15 protein-coding genes are annotated in these 20,851 nt (G+C 31.8%); 2 read left to right on the top strand and 13 right to left on the bottom strand.

Annotated elements, in window-relative coordinates; all coding sequences use genetic code 11:
- Positions 1–18 precede the first annotated feature (18 nt).
- The 9 genes from GQS58_RS06605 to GQS58_RS06565 form a co-directional block, all read right to left on the bottom strand.
- Positions 19–2,748 carry a SusC/RagA family TonB-linked outer membrane protein gene (locus GQS58_RS06605; RefSeq protein WP_166384124.1) on the bottom strand — a complete coding sequence of 910 codons (2,730 nt, stop codon included), beginning with the start codon at positions 2,746–2,748 and terminating at the stop codon, positions 19–21.
- Positions 2,749–2,920: 172 nt separating this feature from the next.
- Positions 2,921–4,753: a RagB/SusD family nutrient uptake outer membrane protein gene (locus GQS58_RS06600; protein WP_166384122.1), complete on the bottom strand. Its 1,833-nt coding sequence runs from the start codon at positions 4,751–4,753 to the stop codon at positions 2,921–2,923.
- Between the two features lie 11 nt (positions 4,754–4,764).
- Entirely contained in the window at positions 4,765–7,884 is a 3,120-nt protein-coding gene (locus tag GQS58_RS06595; RefSeq protein WP_166384120.1) for a SusC/RagA family TonB-linked outer membrane protein, read from the bottom strand.
- A 1,949-nt stretch (positions 7,885–9,833) separates the two neighbouring features.
- Positions 9,834–10,511, bottom strand: coding sequence for a porin family protein (locus tag GQS58_RS06590; RefSeq protein WP_166384118.1), 678 nt, complete (start codon positions 10,509–10,511; stop codon positions 9,834–9,836).
- A gap of 124 nt (positions 10,512–10,635) precedes the next feature.
- Positions 10,636–11,097 carry an ExbD/TolR family protein gene (locus GQS58_RS06585; protein WP_166384116.1) on the bottom strand — a complete coding sequence of 154 codons (462 nt, stop codon included), beginning with the start codon at positions 11,095–11,097 and terminating at the stop codon, positions 10,636–10,638.
- An 18-nt stretch (positions 11,098–11,115) separates the two neighbouring features.
- Positions 11,116–11,736, bottom strand: a complete 621-nt coding sequence (locus GQS58_RS06580) for an ExbD/TolR family protein (RefSeq protein WP_166384114.1) — start codon at positions 11,734–11,736, stop codon at positions 11,116–11,118.
- Positions 11,737–11,740: 4 nt separating this feature from the next.
- Positions 11,741–12,196 (bottom strand): hypothetical protein, encoded by a 456-nt coding sequence (locus tag GQS58_RS06575; RefSeq protein ID WP_166384112.1) that lies wholly within the window; start codon positions 12,194–12,196, stop codon positions 11,741–11,743.
- A gap of 8 nt (positions 12,197–12,204) precedes the next feature.
- A complete protein-coding gene (locus GQS58_RS06570) occupies positions 12,205–12,927 on the bottom strand; it encodes a MotA/TolQ/ExbB proton channel family protein (RefSeq protein WP_166384110.1) in 723 nt (240 codons plus the stop codon).
- A gap of 209 nt (positions 12,928–13,136) precedes the next feature.
- The gene (locus GQS58_RS06565) at positions 13,137–14,183 is read right to left on the bottom strand and encodes an asparaginase (protein WP_166384108.1); all 1,047 of its coding nucleotides are present in this window, start codon (positions 14,181–14,183) and stop codon (positions 13,137–13,139) included.
- 95 nt (positions 14,184–14,278) lie between these two features.
- Here GQS58_RS06565 and GQS58_RS06560 point away from each other — a divergent pair, with 95 nt between their 5' ends.
- Entirely contained in the window at positions 14,279–14,977 is a 699-nt protein-coding gene (locus GQS58_RS06560; protein WP_166384106.1) for a zinc metallopeptidase, read from the top strand.
- Between the two features lie 99 nt (positions 14,978–15,076).
- Here the strand turns inward: GQS58_RS06560 and GQS58_RS06555 are convergent, their stop codons facing one another.
- The 3 genes from GQS58_RS06555 to GQS58_RS06545 form a co-directional block, all read right to left on the bottom strand.
- Positions 15,077–16,180 (bottom strand): NAD(P)/FAD-dependent oxidoreductase, encoded by a 1,104-nt coding sequence (locus GQS58_RS06555; protein WP_166384104.1) that lies wholly within the window; start codon positions 16,178–16,180, stop codon positions 15,077–15,079.
- 9 nt (positions 16,181–16,189) lie between these two features.
- Entirely contained in the window at positions 16,190–17,986 is a 1,797-nt protein-coding gene (gene lepA, locus GQS58_RS06550) for a translation elongation factor 4 (protein ID WP_166384102.1), read from the bottom strand.
- Positions 17,987–18,164: 178 nt separating this feature from the next.
- On the bottom strand, positions 18,165–18,476 hold the full coding sequence (locus GQS58_RS06545) for an EF-hand domain-containing protein (protein ID WP_240914571.1): 312 nt from the start codon (positions 18,474–18,476) through the stop codon (positions 18,165–18,167).
- A 146-nt stretch (positions 18,477–18,622) separates the two neighbouring features.
- Here GQS58_RS06545 and dusB point away from each other — a divergent pair, with 146 nt between their 5' ends.
- Entirely contained in the window at positions 18,623–19,621 is a 999-nt protein-coding gene (gene dusB, locus GQS58_RS06540; protein ID WP_166384100.1) for a tRNA dihydrouridine synthase DusB, read from the top strand.
- 17 nt (positions 19,622–19,638) lie between these two features.
- On the opposite strand, the gene GQS58_RS06535 is transcribed toward dusB, so the two are convergent.
- Positions 19,639–20,841 (bottom strand): ABC transporter permease, encoded by a 1,203-nt coding sequence (locus GQS58_RS06535; protein WP_166384098.1) that lies wholly within the window; start codon positions 20,839–20,841, stop codon positions 19,639–19,641.
- Between the last annotated feature and the right edge of the window lie 10 nt (positions 20,842–20,851).

Raw genomic sequence — 20,851 nt, 5'->3', positions numbered from 1 at the left:
TAAAATCTATTTTTTTAGTTAAAACTTCATTCTAAGTCCCAAAGAATAGTAACGGTACATTGGGCTATTATTCAATTGCAGTTGGCGAATGTCCTTATTTTTTGAAATCTCCGCCAAGTTTGATCCGGAAGCGTACACACTAAAATCTTCCATGTTCATCTTATCTACCCAATTTTTTGGCAGATCATATGTCAATTGTACCCTTTGTAACCTAAAGTTACTATTGTCATACAACCAAAAGGTAGAGTTGTTACCAAAATTGTTTGTATTTGTTAAGGAAGACAATCTTGGAAAAGTTGCCGTATTAGCTGTTTCTGGTGTCCAACGACCACGAACTACTTCAGAGTATTTTTGATCTCCTTGAGGGCGATAATAATTACCATCGGCTACACCATTACCACCAACTTCTGCAGTTAAAAGTGCAAAAAGCGTAAAAGGACCATAATCTAAGGTAATATCAGAACTGAATGTCCAAGGTGAATCCCATCTACCTATAGAAACTTCATCTTGATTGTTTACCACTCCATCGTTATTTATATCTTTATAACGAAGATCTCCTGGCTGTAATGCCCCGAACTGAGTAGGTATACCTGCATTAAGGGAACCATCTGTGTTAAAATCATCTTCACCAAAGAAGCCTATAGACTCTAAACCAAAAATAGCATTCACAGGTTTCCCCTCTCTATTCTGATAATCGTCTGCATAAACTTCATCTACCTTCTTTCTAGTAGAATTAGTGTATAATACTCTAGCCCCGATGTTCATCCCAAACTTACCAAAACGATCCAAATAGTTAGCACCGAATTCAAAACCAGAATATTTATCAGCGTTAAAATTAGAGAAAGGTCTAAACCCTCCATAGTATTCTGGGTACACAGTGGTTGCATTGATTACTTGATCTGTCATATCTGATCTAAAAACATTGGCCTCTACCCATAATTTTTTACCAATTAAGGCCTCAAAACCAAGGTTATAATCCATTCTTTTCTCCATACCCAAATTATTGTTCTGTCCTCTGTCTATTGTGGTGTATTGATTATTGAAACCAGAACCATTTGATGCGTCTCCCCAATTATAAGAACCTCCATCTTGTTGATAAATGGCATCATATAAAAAATACCCATCAATACCTACATCAGAATAAACAACTCCCATAGAAGATCGTATTTTTAAATAATTCAACCAAGAAGAATCCTTTAAAGAATCTTCCTCAGTAAGTACGTATGCAAAACCTAATGTTGGAGCAAACTTACCACGATTACCTTCTGCTAATTTTATAGAATGTACGTAAGAAGCATTAAAATCGAACATCAATTTGTTCTTGTACGTATAGTTAACACTCATTCCTAAATGGTTATTCTTATCAGATTGCTCTTCATCTATAACCTGTGTGCTATTAGCAAGCGCTATTATAGAAGCATTGATCTTGTGATTTTTACCTAACATCTTCTCGTAGTTAATCATCCCGTAGAAACCATAACGAATAGTAAACAGATTAGAACTAATATTCTCATTTTGCTCTGTACGGTCATTTTCCCTTACGTTTACCAATCCTACAATCTTATTATCATCGTTCCAGGTAGGTTCGTATGCAGCAAAGTCGTTTTCACTACTAGTGTTATATAAATTATAAAAATCAAAACTTAAATATGTTTTAGCAGATAAGCCTTCTGTAATAGCACTCAAGTCAAAATCAATGGCATTGTTTACCTGACTTATTCTTGTTACGTTAGTTCTACTACCTCCAGCATATACACTACCCAAAGGCACATTGTCTTTAAAATTTTGATTTCCTCCAATAAGGAATCCATTAAATTTTTTGGCTGCCTGTAATACCCCTGCTAATTCTGGATTACCGGTAACATCTATAGCGCTTATAGGTAATAAAGGAGCATATAGGTTAGGTCTAAAATTATTTCCTGCATCATAAAGATTGGTTAAAGAAGTTGTATTCTGTTCAATAATAGCAATCATATCAAAGCTACTCTTAATCCAGTCATTTACTCTAAAATCGATATTTCCACGAACATTAAAACGCTTAACACCTTTATCATTATCGGTAACATTTTGTATGGTTTGATCGCTTTTAAAACCAAGATTGATGTAATATTTGGTATCATCTACTGCTCCAGAGAAATCTGCCACTACATTGGTAAATGAAGCGTAATCTTTCATATATTCACTACTGTAGAAATCTACATTAGGATATCTAAAAGGATTAGTTCCACTAGCATGATTTGCAATTGCTTCATCTGTAAAACCAGGATTCCGAGCTAGCCCATCATTGGCTCTAGCTTCATTAAAAAGCGTCATATATTCAGCAGAGCCTAGATAATTTGGCATACTAGTAGGGGCTTTAATTCCCGAACTAATACTTACATTAAACTCTTGCTTTTCCGTACCACGTTTCGTTGTTACAACGATAACCCCATTCTTACCCATAGCACCATATAGCGCTACTGCATTGGCATCTTTTAAAATGGTAATTTCCTTGATTTCTTCCATATTAAGCAAATCGACGCTTCTACCTGGAATACCATCCACAACGATTAAGGCAGAACCTAAACCACGAATGTTGTCGCTTCCTTTAAGTCCTAGCATTCTACCAGATAAAGCATCTCGAACCCATTGGGTGTTATCATACTTAAGGAAATCTCCGGGTTCTATAGTAGATATCGAACCTACCACGTCTATATTCTCCCGATTCTGGAATCCTAAGTTTACTTCTTCCTTAATTTTGGATACCATTTTATTGGTATTCCTTTTAATGGAATCAGTTGTTGCGGTTAGATCATTGTCCTGAGCGGATAATGTAAGGGAAAACATCACAGAGACGCAACCGAACAACAATGATTTTTTATATTTATTAAAGTGTGTCATAGATTATTTATATTAACAAATAGTGAAAACAGTTTTAATTTTACCATCCCGGGTTTTGTGGGAATCCAGCGTACAATTCCGTATCATTCTGAGGAAATGGTAACCAATAATGTTTTTCCTCAAAAACTTTAGTACGTATTATCTCTTCTTGGAAGTTGATTGGTTTTCCAGCAGAATTTCGGTCAAAACGGATACCTGTTTTCAAACGATATTTCATTTCTGTACCCAATTTCCAACGTCTTACATCCATCCAGCGGTGATTTTCGTAACTCATTTCTACGGCACGTTCTCTACGGATCTCATCCATAAATTTGTTTACACTGGTTAAATTCTGTGGTTTAACATTTAAACTACCGTCTGGAACGGCACGTTCACGTATTGCGTTTACCGCGTCTACTGCAGACATATTGAATCCAGGTGCTTTTCCGTCTAAGCCATAAGCCATTACAGCAGCCTCTGCATACATCAGGTATACGTCGGTAAGCCTTACATGAGATCTCCAACCAAATGCTTCTACATTATCGAACTTATTAAAATTTCTTGGAGACCATTTTCTCATACCATATCCTGTTAGGGAACCAGTATTTTGATTAGGATTACGGTGTGCTCCATCATTATAAAGTTGGGCATATCGGTGTACTTCATTAGCGCCAGTAGCGGCTCCTATATTGTCAATCAACTGATCACCATCTACCACAATCCATTTATTAAAACGAGGATCTCTATTTTTCCAAGGATCTTGAGGATCGAACAAAGGACTATCATCACATGCCAACCCATCTTTCATTCCAAAATAATTATGGATATAGTTATGGGTAGGGGCTGCACCTGTATCACCTGAACTCATTGCAACATCTGTTAACTGCCATATAGACGGTAAATACTTAGGATACCAACCTACGTTTCCTGGTTGACTTAAAATAAACTCAGAAGAATAAGGATACTGTCCGTTCTCTGAATAGAACACAGAACCATAATTATCCCAAGGCACTAATTGATACCTAGGCATTTGTATTACCTGAGCCAAAGCTTCTGCAGCTTTCATACTCAATTCCTTATTATATCCATAGGTACTACTACTACCTTGCATTAATGGACTAGCTGCGTATAAAAGATTCTTACCTTTCATAGCCATCGCAGCACCTTTGGTTATACGGAACATATTCTGTCCTCTAGTCTTCGCTCCAGGAGCCCAAGTTGCATCGTCCCACTCTATAGGAAGTAACGCAATAGCTTTATCAAAGTCTTCATCTATTTTTAATGCTGTTTCAGACCATTCTGCAGGTCTTGGTAACTGCCAATCATCCTCTAAAACTCTGTCTATATATGGTATAGAACCCCAGAATTTCATAATTTCATGATGAAAAAATGCTCTAAAGAAGTACGACTGTCCTAAAATAGCATTCCTTTCTTGTTGCGTAGCATTTACCATTAAGGTCTCTACATTTTCAATAGCTATGTTTGCTTTTCTAATACCTTTCCAGCTACTTACCCAAACAGAACTTCTATCAAAAGGATAGTCTGCATTAGTATCTTTTGCATCATTACCACCAGAACCTTTGGCAATCTTAAACATACCTCTTTGATTTGCCCATTGACCATATTCTCCTTGATCTACTGCAAAATCGAACATCCAAGTACGATTATTAACCGATTCTTCACCATAATAGCCGTAGTACTGCCAGAAAGCTCCAGCATAATCAACCATCATAGCATACATTTCCTCTACCCAACCTTGAGAATTATTAAAATCTTTAAAGACTTCATTGATACTTAGGTCGGTTTCAAGTGTTTTATCTAAGTATTCTTCGCAAGAAACAGTAAGTGTTCCTATCAAAAATACGCAGCATATTATTTTAAATATTTTTTTCATTGTTATCGCTCTTAAAAGTTAATATTTAACCCTAGGTTAATTCTCCTAAACGAAGGATAACTACCCCTAAAATTACCATCTTCATTGCTCAATCTATCATCTGGAAGCTTTGACCAGAAAGCCAAATTGTTTCCGTTTAGGAACAACCTATAGCTGCTACCTTCTTTGGAATCAAAAGTATATGCAAATTCCATATTTTGTAATTTGATAAATGATGCATCATACCATTGTCTATAAGAATCTGTACTGTGTTGTGTGTTATTAAATCCACTAAGAACATGTTCTCCATCAGGATTATCTTTGCTCCAATAGTCTGAAAGAAAATCAAAGTATAAGTGAGATTCACCAACAAATGTTCTGTCTTGATATGATTTGGTAGCATTGTTAACCCCATAAAACTGAACACTAAAACTAAATTTCTTGTAATTAGCACCAAAGCTTAAGTTAAAAGTATTTAGAGGACGTTCTGTATATCCAAAAGGTACTTGGTCATAATCTCCACTTACAAAACCATCCATGTTCCAATCCTGCTCATCATAGAAACCAGGTCTACGTGCACTTTGGTTACTCTCTTGAGGATACGAACCATATACATCATCCCAATTCTCTAATAGATCTCCCCTTATTAATTCACGCGGTTGACCTATAGAAAATCCTGCCTCTTTTTGATATGAAGGTCTAAGTTTAGGATCTTCCTTATAAATTATCTCATCCTTGGTATAAGTGTAGGCAAAATTTCCATTAACACTCCAATTCTCTGTAAGTTGTTGATTATAATTAAGAACCATCTCCAAACCTTTTACAGTCGTTTTACCTAAGTTAACATCTGGCGGCTGAAAACCAAAAAAACTAGGAACACTACGGTCATTAGCAGGGATAACAATATTATCACGATCCTCCTTAAAGAAATCCACATCTAAGGTAAACATATTATTTAATGCAGCTAATTCAAAACCAATATTGGCTTTCGTTGAGGTCTCCCATTGCAAATTAGGGTTTCCGATTATAGCTTCTTTATAAAAAGTATAAGGAGATTTATCCCATTTGTTACTATTGTTCAAAAAAGCACTTCCTCCACTTCCCCACTGAGAAACATAACCCCATCTACCACCTGAAGAATCATCACCTACAACACCGTAAGAACCACGAATCTTAAGTTTGTTTAACCAACTTTCTGTTCCGCTCATAAAATTCTCATTAGTTACCATCCAACCTAGTGCTACAGAAGGAAAAAGATCGAACCTAAAACCTGGTCCGTATTTCTCCGATCCGTTATAAGCTCCATTCACATCAATAAAGTAACGACTATCATAATTATAGGTAGCTCTGGCCACCCAATCTTCCCTATATCTTGGAAATTCATTACCTATAGCATACTCTTCTCTATTCATTAAAGCTAACAGACCTACGGTATGTTTGTCTCCAAAAACACGATCATAATTTAAAGAAAGCTGATAAAACAAACGTCTACTAGAATTATTATCATTAATTGTCAATCCGTTTCTAGACCATGGTTGAACCACATAATCAAATTGATTTTCACCTGAAGGTGTCACATAATAAAAGGTTCCATCATCATTATAAATCTTAAAAACCACATTATCATCTGCATCAACTTTAGGATCATCAATCCCCTCATTACCTCTAAAGTTGTTATCAAATGATAACGAACCTCTTAAACTTAAACCTTCTGTAATAAAGTCTAATTTTTGTTGTAGGATAAAATCTGTATTTACCTGTACCCTATGTTCATTGACATCACTTCTTGCTGTTAAAGAAACCGCAGGGTTAAGAACATCATATCTGTTAGGATCTGCACGCCCATAAGAACCATCAGGATATAAAGGATAAAACAAATCTGGCGACAATTCATAAATACTATTGTTAAGTAATGATCTATCAACACTTGTACCTCCTTGAACTCCATAATAACCAGAAAGGTTTACAGAAAGACGCGTAGATTTTGTTATGTCAAAATCTATATTACTTCTAAAGTTAAAACGATTGTAAGAAAACTCTGTAGTATAACCTCTTCCAGTATCAAAGGCATTTGCGTCATAAATATCCCCTACGTGGTTATAGTTAATTGCTCCAAAATATTTTACAGTTTCAGTACCACCTCTAATAGAAAGATCTACCTTATAATCCATGGCGAAATCCTTTTGAGTTGTTTTTATCCAATCTACATTTGGATACACATACTGATCAGTATCATTAATTGGATTTCTATATCTATCTGCAATCGACTCAGGTACATAAAATTTCCAAGCTCCCTCATTAGCAGGTACAGAACGCTCAATAGACTCATTGGCAACTTTTATACCATTATAAGAATCGTATTTTCCTGGTAATTTAGATGGCTTTTTCAAAGTAGAACTAGCCGTTAAAGAAAGTTGAGCCTTACCAATTTTACCACGTTTTGTAGTAATAAGAATAACCCCATTAGCTCCTTTTACACCAAATACAGCAGTAGCAGAAGCATCTTTTAATACAGAGATACTCTCCACATCATTGGCATTTACATCGTTCATACTACGCTCTATACCATCTACCAAAATAAGTGGTTGCCCACTTCCGTTCCAACTACTCTTTCCACGAATAAAAATATCTGGAGACTCTTCTCCTGGACGACCAGTAGAAGATACAGTGGTAACACCTGGTAAACGCCCTGTAAGTGCTTGCCCTACAGTAGATACACCACCAGACTTTAACAGTTTATCTCCTGAGACTTGCACGATAGAACCTACCACACTTTCTTTCTTTTGTTTACCGTAACCGACAATTACAATTTCATCTAGACTAGCTACATCTTCTCCTAGTTCTACATTAATTGTAGTACTACCTGTAACTGCCATTTCTAAAGTTTTAAATCCTAGATAAGAAAACACTAACGTTTTGGTTCCCGAAGTTAATTCAATAGAATAGTTTCCGTCAAAATCTGTTGTTGTTCCCCTAGTCGTTCCTTTTTGCACTACACTTACTCCTGGTAAGGTTAGTCCGCTTAGATCTGTGACAACACCCGTAATCTTTTCCTGTGCTTGCACATTAACAGCTGTAAAACTGCAGAAAACAAGTGCGAGTAACAACATAAATCCCGAAACTGGTTTCTCGTTTTTTAGTTTTTGCTTCATTTTTTGTTTTAAATTTAATTATAATTTGAATCGATTGAAATAAGAATCTAGAAAAGAAACTTATAATAACATGCACAATTTTACAAAACTTTAACACTTAAGTTATACTGTAATATAGTGATAGTTTTAAAATTTTACCCTTTTTATATAGAAAATTACCCCTAATATTTGTTACAAAACTACTATTTTTATAACAAATATTACATATTTAGTAATTTAAACCTATATTTTAATATTATCTGCAATATAAACAGACACAAAGTAAGAATACCATCAAAACCCGTTACTACACTATTTCTACTACCTTGTTGTAGAATATTAGTACCAATAGCTGGTATACTCGTTTATGCCTCGGTTACGAAACCTTTAACAGTAACAGTCTTCTGAGGATTCTCATTGGCCCAAATAGTAAAATGGGACATAAAATGAGTAATACAAAGAGCCCCGTTTTACTGCACAAATTAAAACCGAAAAAGGGCTGTTTTGCATAAAGGATTTGTTTTGTCATACATTTAAATCTTTTTTTAATAACTTATATCTATAAGTTTTGGTTGATACTTGTTTTAACCGGCCAATTTTACTCTTTTAGTAACTCTACTTAACATGGCCTAAATCTAACTAATACATAATTTCATTGTTTTTACTTCATACCATTATATTAACCGCTCTTTTTAAAAACGCACTGTTATTCATCTAGTTATAGTACGTTGCTAAGCCGTCCTCAATGTTAAAGAAATCTTAAAGAAATAATAAATAAAATTAAAGCATCTAATGTAATTAATGTTGCATTAACCTGTATTTACTACGTTTGTGCAGTATAAATTACAAAAGGTGCAACATATAAAATGATCTAAGTTATTTTTAAAATTTGATAAAAAGATTAAGTTTATACGGACCAAAATAACAATTCAAATTCTAAGACAACCCTTTGAAAACTAGTAACAAGACATTAAAAATAGCCTAAGACAACTAATAATACTGCTTTCTTTTATATCTATATATAAGTATAAAAATTACCCCAAATTGAGTGCATTAAACAGTAAATATTAGAAATATGGCTAAAAAAACGCACTGTTAAAATTTTGTTGAAATAACTTAATAAGTGTAAATGCTAAGGCAGTAAATCTTTGTTTATATTATTAGAAAGGTATTTAATTTAAGCTATTTTGGAAACAATAAATAACAAATCAAGACTAGAATCAATCAAAAATAAAATTTAGGAAGAATGTTATCGTTAAAATAAAAGAAGTAATCTTAAATCTATACTATTTATAACATTAGTATCTTTTGCTGATAGCTTAAAATTTGTTCTCTACCAGGTTAAATTAATATAATAAAAGATAAAATACCAACATATAAACAAGCTTTAATGTGAAATTTCACAAACTCTTATGTGCAATATTAAAACTAATTGAAAGCCCCAAAATTGAGGTATTATTAATTTTTATATTCATTCAAAAAAATTTTAATAGTACTTAGAAATTTTCTTTTATGATCCTAATTTTTGTAACAAGCTACCTAATACCTTTATTATTGATCATATTAATTAAAAAATTTAACTTTATAAAATTTTTAACGTAGAAAGCATTTAGAAATAAAAAACACTAATTGCTGTGGTTTCTAATTATTAACTAATATCTTATATAAAACGACAAAATTATCAGATCTAGCAATCTTTATTATACAATCACATTGGGTTTGTCATTATATATTTAATATTTTCTTTTAAGGTAAAAAGAGAACATTTTAACTTCTTTAGGGATCTTTACAGACTTATTTTTTACACTTCCCATATCATATCATCAGAATTTAATAGAAGTAATTATATCGGCCTTAATACTATCTGGTATCCTATTTAGTGTAAGATTACAGTTAAAAAACCATACATTAAAAGAAGCTTATTTAAGTATTGTAAGGTTTATTTACATCAAAGTATTGTATACTACTTCTTATAAAAGATAAAAAGTTAGTCCAAATTTTAATATTTTAGTATTTATAACTTCTCCGCTTATAGTACTATTTTTAAAAACTGGTGTTAAACCATAGTAAAGGTTTATATTAAACTCATCATAACCTGTAGAAAGTGTTAAGCCGTACTGCAATTTATTATAACTAGAAACATTCTTGAATTTAAAAGTATTATTGCTATCATTATCAAATTGAAATCTATTAGCAAAGTTGTAAGAGAATTTAATACCACCATACACCCTCCAAAAACTATATTTAGTCGCTGTAGAAGTTCTCCATCTAAATTCTAATGGAAACTCTAAGTTATGTGATTTAAACAAATTAGCACTAATACTAGCATCACTACTAAAAGTAGTTGTGTTATTTATTTCTTCTACTTTAAGCTCATGATTAAAAAAATCAAATCCATACCCTACTCCTGCTGCTACAGATATACTACCCTGTTTATTTAGAATTACATCTTTCATAAACCCAATAGAAAGTCCATAGGAAAAATTACTTTTAGATATTTCTTGTGGTTGATCTACAAATTGTGCGTAAGAAACTCCAATATAAATTTGATCTTCTGCATATCTGTCACCTAGATTTAAGGAGTCTTTCTGGGCAAAAGCTCCAAATACATTAATTAATATTAAAAGGAGAGTTAAAACTGTTTTCATATATAAATTTAACGAATTATAAATATAGAATATTTCATTAATACATTTTAATTTAAAAAAAAAAACATAAAAAAAAGGATAATCCATTGAATTATCCTTTTCCTTAAAAATTATATTATATAGATTACTCAGTCTTTTTAGAAGCAGAATAACTAATTTTAAGAGCATTTACGTCTCTTAATTTTAATCTAATGTCTGTAATTGTACCAACACTAGATTCTGTATCTGCCTTAATAGAAGTTGTCATAAATGGAACTTCTGCTTCAGAAACTTTAGATCTTGCATTTATTATAAATGCAGGAACTTCATCCGCAGTAGCAATTTTATCATTCAATTGAATTCTATTAAAACTCGTACCATATTTAGCATCCTTTGCTTTACCAACATAAATTGTTGTTACCAAACTTTTATGCTCTAATTTCTTTACTTCTGTTGCCGAAGGTAACCTTGGAGCATCAATCTGTAAAGAAGTTTCTCTCATGGTAGTAGTTACCATGAAAAAGAATAACAACATAAATACAATATCAGGTAAAGCTGCAGTATTTACTCCTGGCATTCCTTTCTTCTTTTTTCTAAATTTAGACATACTGTTAAATTTTAAAAATTAATTTGTAGGTTCTTGATCTGAAATAATCTGAGGATAAGCTGTTTTAATAAATTCAACTCTATTCTTCAAATTTTCATTAGTCCTATCATCCTTATAAGCTTCTTCAAGTTCTTCAAAAGGGATTTTGTATTTCTCAACACTTAATCTATTTCTTAAAAAACTATAAGCTTTTAACAATTCATCTTGAACAGTTAAATAAGTTCCATACTCTGTTAATCTATCACTCTGTACCGATATAATTGCTTTGTTAGGGTGATCTGAAGAATCATCACTTCTTTCACCTTTACAATAAGCACATGGTCCACTAGCAACACCATTTTCAACTTTACCTTCACCTCCACCATTGTCTACAAAAGCAATAGCAGCTTCTTTTAGGTCTTTAATATCCATTCTTTCGCCTTCAACTAAAAGCTCATTATTTCTATTAATGTTTACCTCAAAAATGTTTTTTTCTTTAATAACAGGTGGTACATAATCTGCTGGTGGTTTTTCAGAAAGTTTTTTGGAAACTCCTGAATCCACATTCATGGTTGTTGTTACTAAGAAAAAGATTAACAGCAAGAAGGCAATATCTGCCATAGAACCTGCATTAATTTCTGGATTCTCTCTTCTTGCCATATTATTATGATTTTATTAATCCTTTTACTAAATCGTATACAAAGAACAAACTAGCTACTAGGCCTAGACAAACGCTATACCATATACCTGTTCCTACCCATTGGTTACTAGAAGTACCTGCTTCTCCACCTTCTAGTACTTTTCCTTGTGTATCAAGCACAGCACTACTATCTGCTAAAAAGTAAGCAAAAACTAATACTACACCTAAAGCAGCAACTCCTACTAAAGTCTTTTTCAAATTTTCTGGATTTGTAAAAAGGCTAAATAAAGATAGCAACAATGTTGTACCTACTGCAAAGTAAAGTAATATAGTAGAAAATGTCACTATACTACCAACAGAACCACTTAAGGCTGCTGTGTCTCCCTCATCACTCATAAAGATGTTGATAAAGAGAAAGGCTCCAATTACAGCTATTACAGCTATAAATATGTTTAAAATTTTTGATAAATTATTTTTCATAATGTATCTTATTTTTTATATTTCACTAATAAATCTATTAATTGAATAGATGCATCTTCCATGTTGTTTACAATACTATCGATTTTAGAAACGATATAATTATAAAAAATCTGTAAAATAATAGCTACAATTAAACCAAATACGGTTGTTAATAATGCTACTTTAATACCAACTGCTACTACTCCAGGAGAAATATCATTTGCTACTGCAATCATATCAAAAGCCTGAATCATACCAATTACCGTACCCATAAACCCAAGCATCGGTGCTAAAGCAATAAATAAAGATAGCCATGAAATGTTTTTCTCTAAAAGTCCCATTTGAACTCCTCCATAAGAAACTACAGCTTTTTCTGCAGCATCTACTCCTTCATCTACTCTGTCTAAACCTTGGTAAAAGATAGATGCAACTGGTCCTTTAGAGTTTCTACAAACTTCTTTAGCAGCTTCTACACCACCAGAACTTAAAGCTTCATCTACACTAGCTACTAATTTCTTAGTATTAGTTGTTGCCAAGTTTAAATAAATAATTCTTTCAATTGCAATTGCTAAACCTAAAATTAAGGCTACTAATACAATTCCCATAAATTCTGGGCCACCTTCTATAAAACGTTGTTTTAATTCTTGGTGGAAAGTTTTTGACTCTTCAGCTGCTTCTTGTGCGAAAGTTGATTGAATAGCTCCAAAAAACATAAATCCTGTTACGGATAGGACATTTACTACTTTTTTCATCTTTGTTATAATTAATTTTTAATAGTTAACGGGTTAAAGATATTAATTTTCATCTCAAAAAAACAATATGAAAGGCAATTTAACTAAAATAATTAAAAAATTACCCCTCTAATACTTTTGAGAGTGCCAAGTAACAAAAAAATATTGAGCATTTAAAAAAAAAATCAATCTATTTGATGTTAAAAACTTCATTTAACTCAATTATATGTTTAAAAATGATAATTATCAGTTAATTCGCCTCTTAAAGATTTTTCAAAAAAATGTATAAACTCCTCATCTGATAGGTTTTTATCTAATAAGTACATTAATTTGGCAATAGCAGACTCTGTGGTAATATCTCTACCATTAATAACCCCCATTTCTAAAAGCAGTAAACTTGTATCATAATGCCCCATCATTACCCGACCACTTATACATTGGGTTACGTTTACAATTTTAATACCTTTCTCTATTGCCTTTTTTAACAAACCAATAAAACTTTCTGAATTTGGTGCATTACCAGCCCCATACGTTTCTAATACAACTCCTTTTAAATTTGGAATATTTAAAATACTTTCTATCACTAAATTTGATATTCCAGGAAACAGTTTTAAAATAACTACTTCCTCAACCAATTTTTTTCTAACAATTAAAACATTATCTTTATTATTAGAGTGTTGAACAATATGCTCATTAAATTTAAGATGCACACCACTTTCTGCTAATGGAGGAAAATTTAAAGAGGTAAAAGCCTCAAATTCTTCAGAACTTATTTTTGTTGTTCTATTTGCTCTGTATAATTTGTATTCAAAATACAAACAAACTTCAGATATAATGGGCATTCCATTTTTATTTGCACTTGCAACTTCTATTGAGGTAATTAAATTTTCTTTAGCATCGGTTCTTAAATCTCCAATTGGTAGTTGAGATCCTGTAAAAATGATCGGTTTTTGCAAATTTTCTAACATAAAACTTATTGCAGAAGAAGTATACGCCATAGTGTCTGAGCCTGATAAAACCACAAAACCATCAAATTTTTTATAATTTTCTTCAATAATTTCTACTATACTTATATAATATACAGTATTCATGTTTGATGAATCTATGGGCTCTTCGAAAGAAATACTTTCTATAGTACAGTTTAACTGTTGTAATTCTGGAATCTTTTCTACAATCTGACTAAAATCGAATGCTTTTAAGGCATTTGTTTTATAGTCTTTCATCATACCAATCGTTCCGCCAGTATATATAAGTAATATTTTAGGTTTCCTTGTCATTTTGTCATTTTTATCTTCCAAATAATAAATTGGAATACTTTATGTTGTAAATTTATCAAAGAAAAGTGAAATACAATTTTTAAACAATATAATTTATGATAGGATTCTATATTTTAATTGGTGCAATTGCTTTAGCGAGCTGGTTAGTAAGTAATACGCTGAAAAACAAATTTAAAAAATACTCTAAAATTCAGCTTAGAAATGGAATGAGCGGTGCTGAAATTGCAGAAAAGATGTTAGCTGATAATGGTATTTTTGATGTAAAAGTAATTTCTACTCCTGGTAGATTAACAGACCACTACAACCCTGCAGATAAAACAGTAAACTTAAGTGAATCTGTGTATAACCAAAGAAATGCTGCAGCTGCGGCTGTTGCTGCACATGAGTGCGGACACGCAGTACAACATGCAAAAGCGTATAGTTATTTAACAATGCGATCTCAATTAGTACCTATTGTAAGTGTTACTTCTAAATTCTCGCAATGGTTGGTAATTGGTGGTCTAATTATGGGAGCAGCTTCTGGAGCTACTGGAATTGGTTTTTACATTGCCATTGCTGGTTTAGTTTTTATGGGGTTTGCAACACTTTTTAGTTTTATTACTTTACCTGTAGAATATGATGCAAGTAATAGAGCTTTGGCTTGGTTAGAAAACAAGAATATGGTTTCTCAAGAAGAATTAGCTGGCGCAACAGATGCTTTAAAATGGGCTGCAAGAACTTACTTAGTAGCTGCTTTAGGTTCTTTAGCTTCTTTATTATATTGGGGACTGCAAATATTAGGAGGAAGAGATTAGCATCGCAGATGCTATTGTTACTTTTCTATTCTTAATGAAAATTAAAATGCTCTTGATAAAATCAAGAGCATTTTTTATAAATTTTTTGAAAAATTAAAATTATTCATATTCTCCAGATAGCGTTTGAACATTTTTCTTATTGGATCTTAATTTTAATAAAACCATACCAATATCGGTTGAAATATCATTTTTAGAAAAAGAACTAAAGATTCTATTTTGCGCTATTTTTGATCTTTTATAATTAGACGAAAATCTCTTTTTCCAATCTTCTTCAAAGCCAATTAAAAGATTAATATCTTTATTTTCAATAGCGTTTTTTATATGTTTACTAGCCATAATTGCAGCTTCAAATATAAATTTATAACCTTCCCCTGCAATAGGATTTACTTGAGAAACACTATCACCTACACAAACTAAATTATTTAAAGTAAATTTTTCTAAAACTGGTGTTATTGGAATACTACCTCCTTCTACTAAATCATTATCTTTAGTAACTAGTTTTTTAAATTTTGGTAATTCAATAATTTTATTTAATCTATTTTTCAAACCTTTAAAAAGTGTCTCTTCTAAAGTACCAAAGCCAATAATTGCCCTTTCATTTTTTAATGGAAAAATCCAACCATAACCTCCTTCATAAGTTTTGCCAATCATCAAGTGCATCTCATTAGAATTCCCATGGTATTTTACGTTGTATTCAACACCTGTTGCAACTCTGTAGCTACTATCTAATAATCCAACTTTTTTACTAATTACACCAACTGTACCAGAAGCATCAACAAAGATTTTACCTTTATATATATTTCCCTTTTTATCTGATATATGAGTATATAAGTCTTTAGAGTTTTCTTTAAAAATATCATTTACATGTACTCCTGTTTTAATATCTACATAATTATAATCAAGAGACTCTAAAAGTTCTTTATGAAGTATTTCTTTGTCTAAAATATATAAATCATCTTTAATTTCAGATTTTACTCTTTTAGAGTGAACTACCATTGTATTAATATGCTGAGCAACGATATTTTCTGATAAATCAAAATCTTTTAAATCCATAAAACTCGCTAAAGTTTTAAATGAAAAATTTAATAAATCTTTTCTCCTATCTAAAAGTAATATTTTACATTTAGTCTTACCAAGCTCTCTTGCAAGCATTAAGCCAGCTGTTCCTGCTCCAATAATTACAACATCATAAGCCTCTTCCATAATTGAAATTTAATCATTCAGCTTTAAAACTGCCATAAATGCTTCTTGCGGAATTTCTACATTACCAACCTGACGCATTCTCTTTTTACCTTTTTTCTGCTTTTCTAATAACTTACGTTTTCTAGAAATATCTCCACCATAACATTTTGCTGTAACATCTTTACGCAATGCTTTGGTAGTTTCACGGGCAATAATTTTTGCTCCAATTGCTGCCTGAATAGGAATATCGAACTGTTGACGTGGAATTAATTCTTTTAATTTCTCTACTATTTTTTTACCAATTGTATAGGCGTTATCTGCATGTAAAAGTGCAGAAAGGGCATCTACAGGTTGTCCATTTAACAATAAATCTACTCTAACTAATTTAGATTCTCTCATACCAATTGGAGAATAATCGAAAGAAGCATATCCTTTAGAAACCGTTTTTAAACGATCGTAAAAATCGAAAACAATTTCTGCCAAAGGCATATCAAAAATCAATTCTACTCTTTCTGTGGTTAAGTAGGTCTGATTTACTATTTCACCACGTTTTTCTATACACAAACTCATTACTTGCCCAACATAATCTGACTTAGTAATAATACTTGCTTTAATAAAAGGCTCTTCCACTCTATCTAACCTCGATGGATCTGGTAAATCTGTAGGGTTATTTAAAAGTAATATTTCGTTCGGATTTTTCTTTGTATACGCGTGGTAAGAAACGTTAGGAACCGTTGTAATAACGGTCATATTAAACTCACGTTCTAGGCGTTCTTGAATAATTTCCATGTGTAACATTCCCAAGAATCCACAACGGAAACCAAAACCTAAAGCGGCAGAACTTTCTGGTACAAAAACCAAAGAAGCATCATTTAATTGCAATTTTTCCATAGAATAACGCAATTCTTCAAAATCTTCTGTATCTACAGGATAAATTCCTGCAAAAACCATTGGTTTTACATCCTCAAAACCATCAATTATTTCTGTAGTTGGGTTAAGAGCATCTGTAATAGTATCTCCTACTTTTACTTCTTTTGCTGTTTTAATTCCTGTAATTAAATACCCAACATCACCTGTTTTAACAGATTTTTTTACAACTTGCTCTAGCTTTAAAGTACCAACTTCATCTGCAAAATAATTTTTGCCAGTTGCCATAAACTTAATTTGTTGTCCTTTTTTTATTTCTCCGTTTAAAACACGGAAATAAGTTTCTATTCCACGATAAGAATTGTAAACAGAATCGAAAATTAAGGCTTGCAATGGTGCATCTGGATCTCCTTTTGGAGCAGGAACTCTTTCTATAATTGCAGCTAAAATATTCTCCACTCCAAAACCTGTTTTTCCACTTGCGTGAATTACATCTTCTGGGTCGCAACCTAATAAATCTACAATATCATCTGTTACTTCTTCTGGGTTTGCAGAAGGTAAATCTACTTTATTTAAAATAGGAATAATTTCTAAATCGTTCTCTAAAGCAAGATATAGATTAGAAATTGTTTGTGCCTGTATACTTTGTGCTGCATCTACAATTAACAATGCGCCTTCACAAGCGGCTATAGAACGAGAAACTTCGTAAGAGAAATCTACGTGACCAGGAGTGTCAATTAAATTTAAGATATATTGCTCTCCTTTATATTCAAAATCCATTTGGATAGCATGCGATTTTATGGTAATACCACGTTCTCGCTCTAAATCCATATTATCTAATAACTGATCTTTCTTTTCACGATCTGTTACAGCACCTGTGTACTCTAACAATCTATCTGCTAACGTACTTTTACCATGATCTATATGTGCGATAATGCAAAAGTTTCTAATGTTTTTCATACTTCGTTTTCTAACTGCGTTCAACTGACAAAGATAGGTAAATAAGTTTGTGAATTAAATAACTAAAAGTATCTTAATTTTTGTAGTTAACAGCTATCTTTTGCAGTATACAAGAAAAGCATTTTTAAAACCTTATTAAGCATGTTATTTTATATTGTAAAAAAAACTAGAAAGAGATTTACAAATCTCTTTCTAGTTCTGCAATGGCTACTTTAAATTCTTCTAAATTGATACATTCATCTCCAGATTTATCATATCCTTTTATCAATTCACCAGCAACAATTCCTCTAAAAAAGCCACTGATATCAGCATCTTTTAATAGATCTTTTACTTCGCCTTTATTTAATTTACCATCTTTATCTTTATCAAAAAAAAGAAAAGCTTCTGCCGGACTTTGAAATTTACTAGTAATTAAAAAACTGATTTTCTTTAAAATATCTTCTTTTGCTCCCATAATATAATTTGATTCTTTTATACTGTAAGATATCATTTTATTTTTAAAATACAAAGCTTTTCATATTTCTAAGAGATGATTTAAAAATGAATTTAGGGATATTTCAATCTTAAAAATAGCAAAAAATATTTTTCCCCTTAAAGGTTTAAAAAAACACTAAATTTGCAAAAAATTATATCGTTTTGATTAAAATCGGCAACATAGAATTACCAGACTTTCCTCTTTTATTAGCACCAATGGAAGATGTCTCTGACCCACCATTTAGAGCCTTATGTAAAGAACATGGAGCAGATGTGGTATACACAGAGTTTATTTCTTCTGAAGGCTTAATTCGTGATGCTGCAAAAAGTATCATGAAATTAGACATCTATGAAAAAGAACGTCCGGTAGGAATTCAGATTTTTGGAGCCAATTTAGAGTCGATGTTAAGAACCGTCGAAATTGTTGAAAAATCGAATCCAGATATTATTGATATCAACTTTGGTTGCCCTGTTAAAAAGGTCGTTTCTAAAGGCGCAGGTGCAGGAATTTTAAAAGACATAGATTTAATGGTTTCATTAACAGAAGCCATGGTAAAACACACTAATTTGCCTATTACAGTTAAAACTAGATTAGGTTGGGATCATGACTCTATTAGAATTGTAGAAGTAGCAGAAAGATTGCAAGATGTTGGTTGTGCTGCCATTTCTATTCATGGTAGAACGCGTGCCCAAATGTATAAAGGGGAAGCAGATTGGAAACCTATCGCAGCTGTAAAAAATAACCAAAGAATGCACATTCCGGTTTTTGGAAATGGAGATGTAACCTCTCCTGAAAAAGCAATGGAAATGAGAGATTCTTTCGGTTTAGATGGCTGTATGATTGGTAGAGCAGCTATTGGATATCCTTGGTTTTTTAACGAAATAAAACATTTTTTTAATACTGGTGAACATTTAGCAAAACCAACAATTGCACAACGTGTAGAAATGGCAAGAAGACATTTACAAATGGCTATTGATTGGAAAGGTGCTGGTTTAGGAGTTTTAGAAACTAGAAGACATTACACCAATTATTTTAAAGGAATACCGCATTTTAAAGAATACAGAATGAAAATGGTAACTTCGGATGATGCTAGTGATGTTTTTGCTGCCTTTGATGAAGTTGAAGCGAAGTTTAAAAATACAATTATCCCTCAGTTTTAAAACTTTTTAATAATTCTTTATTTCTCAACAAACTCTTTAGATATTCTACTACTTGCAATTTTAGAGGCAATAAAACCTAAGACAGTAATAGTAGCAATTACAATAAAAAGATTAGAAAATCTAAATTCTACCGGATAAGCAAAGTTTTGAGTTATCATAAATACGCCAAATTCTTTCTGAATAAAAACGATTAGAATTCCTAATGATAAACCAATAATCATTCCTAAAAAGGTTAATAGAAAACCTTGTAAAATAAATATTTTCTTAATGTCTTTTATAGAGGCACCTAAACTGAAAAGGGTTTTTAAATTCGATTTTTTATCGATAATCATCATTATAATTGCACCAATAACATTAAATAATGCTATAATTACAATTAACGTAAAAATAAGATAAGACACAAAATTCTCTGTGTTGATTACCTTATAAAAAACCTCGTTTAATTGTTGTTTGGTTTGTACTTTAAATTGATCTCCTAATTGTTCTTGTAGTTCTTCAGAAAACAAATCTGCATCTAAATTATCTTTTAATTTAATTTCTATACCTGTTATTTCATTTTTCTTAAAATTCAACAAATTCTTTGCGTCATTTATAGAAACAAAAACAAATTTACTTTCAAACTCTTCTGTACCAGAATACAAGCCCACAATTTGCACTTCTGTTTTGTAAAAAGCATTATTTGGGTTGATAAAACCTACTCCTGGCTTAGGAACCATAACTGTCAAAGGAGCTCCATAATTTAAAACTCCTAATGATAATTTTCTTGAAATTCCATTACCAACAACTGCAGTATTTGGCTGATTTACATCTAACCAATTCCCTAAACTGATTACAGAATCTATGTTTGTAATAGAAGTATAACTCGCTTCAACTCCCTTTATATAAGCAATTTCATTCTTATCATTGTACTCTAAAAAAACACGCTCTTCTATAATTTTAGAAGTTGCTTTAATAGAAGTATTGTTTATGAATGCTTGATGAACATCATCCGTATATAAAAAAGTCTTTCCTTTATTAGAAGTTATTTTAATATCAGGATCTGAAACATCTAATAAACTGTAACTAAATGTACGTAAACCAGAAAAGCCAGAAAGTATAATAAACAAGGCCAATGAACCTACAATCACTCCAAAAGAAGCAATAATGGTAATAATATTTATGGCATTATTACCTGTTTTAGTAAATAAATATCTTTTGGCTATGTATAAGGGAAAGTTCAAATGAAATAAT

The sequence above is a fragment of the Polaribacter sp. 11A2H genome (genome assembly GCF_011379025.1).
Lineage (GTDB): Bacteria > Bacteroidota > Bacteroidia > Flavobacteriales > Flavobacteriaceae > Polaribacter.
Note: the sequence above shows the minus strand (reverse complement) of the source record. Positions and strands in the feature narration are given on the sequence as shown.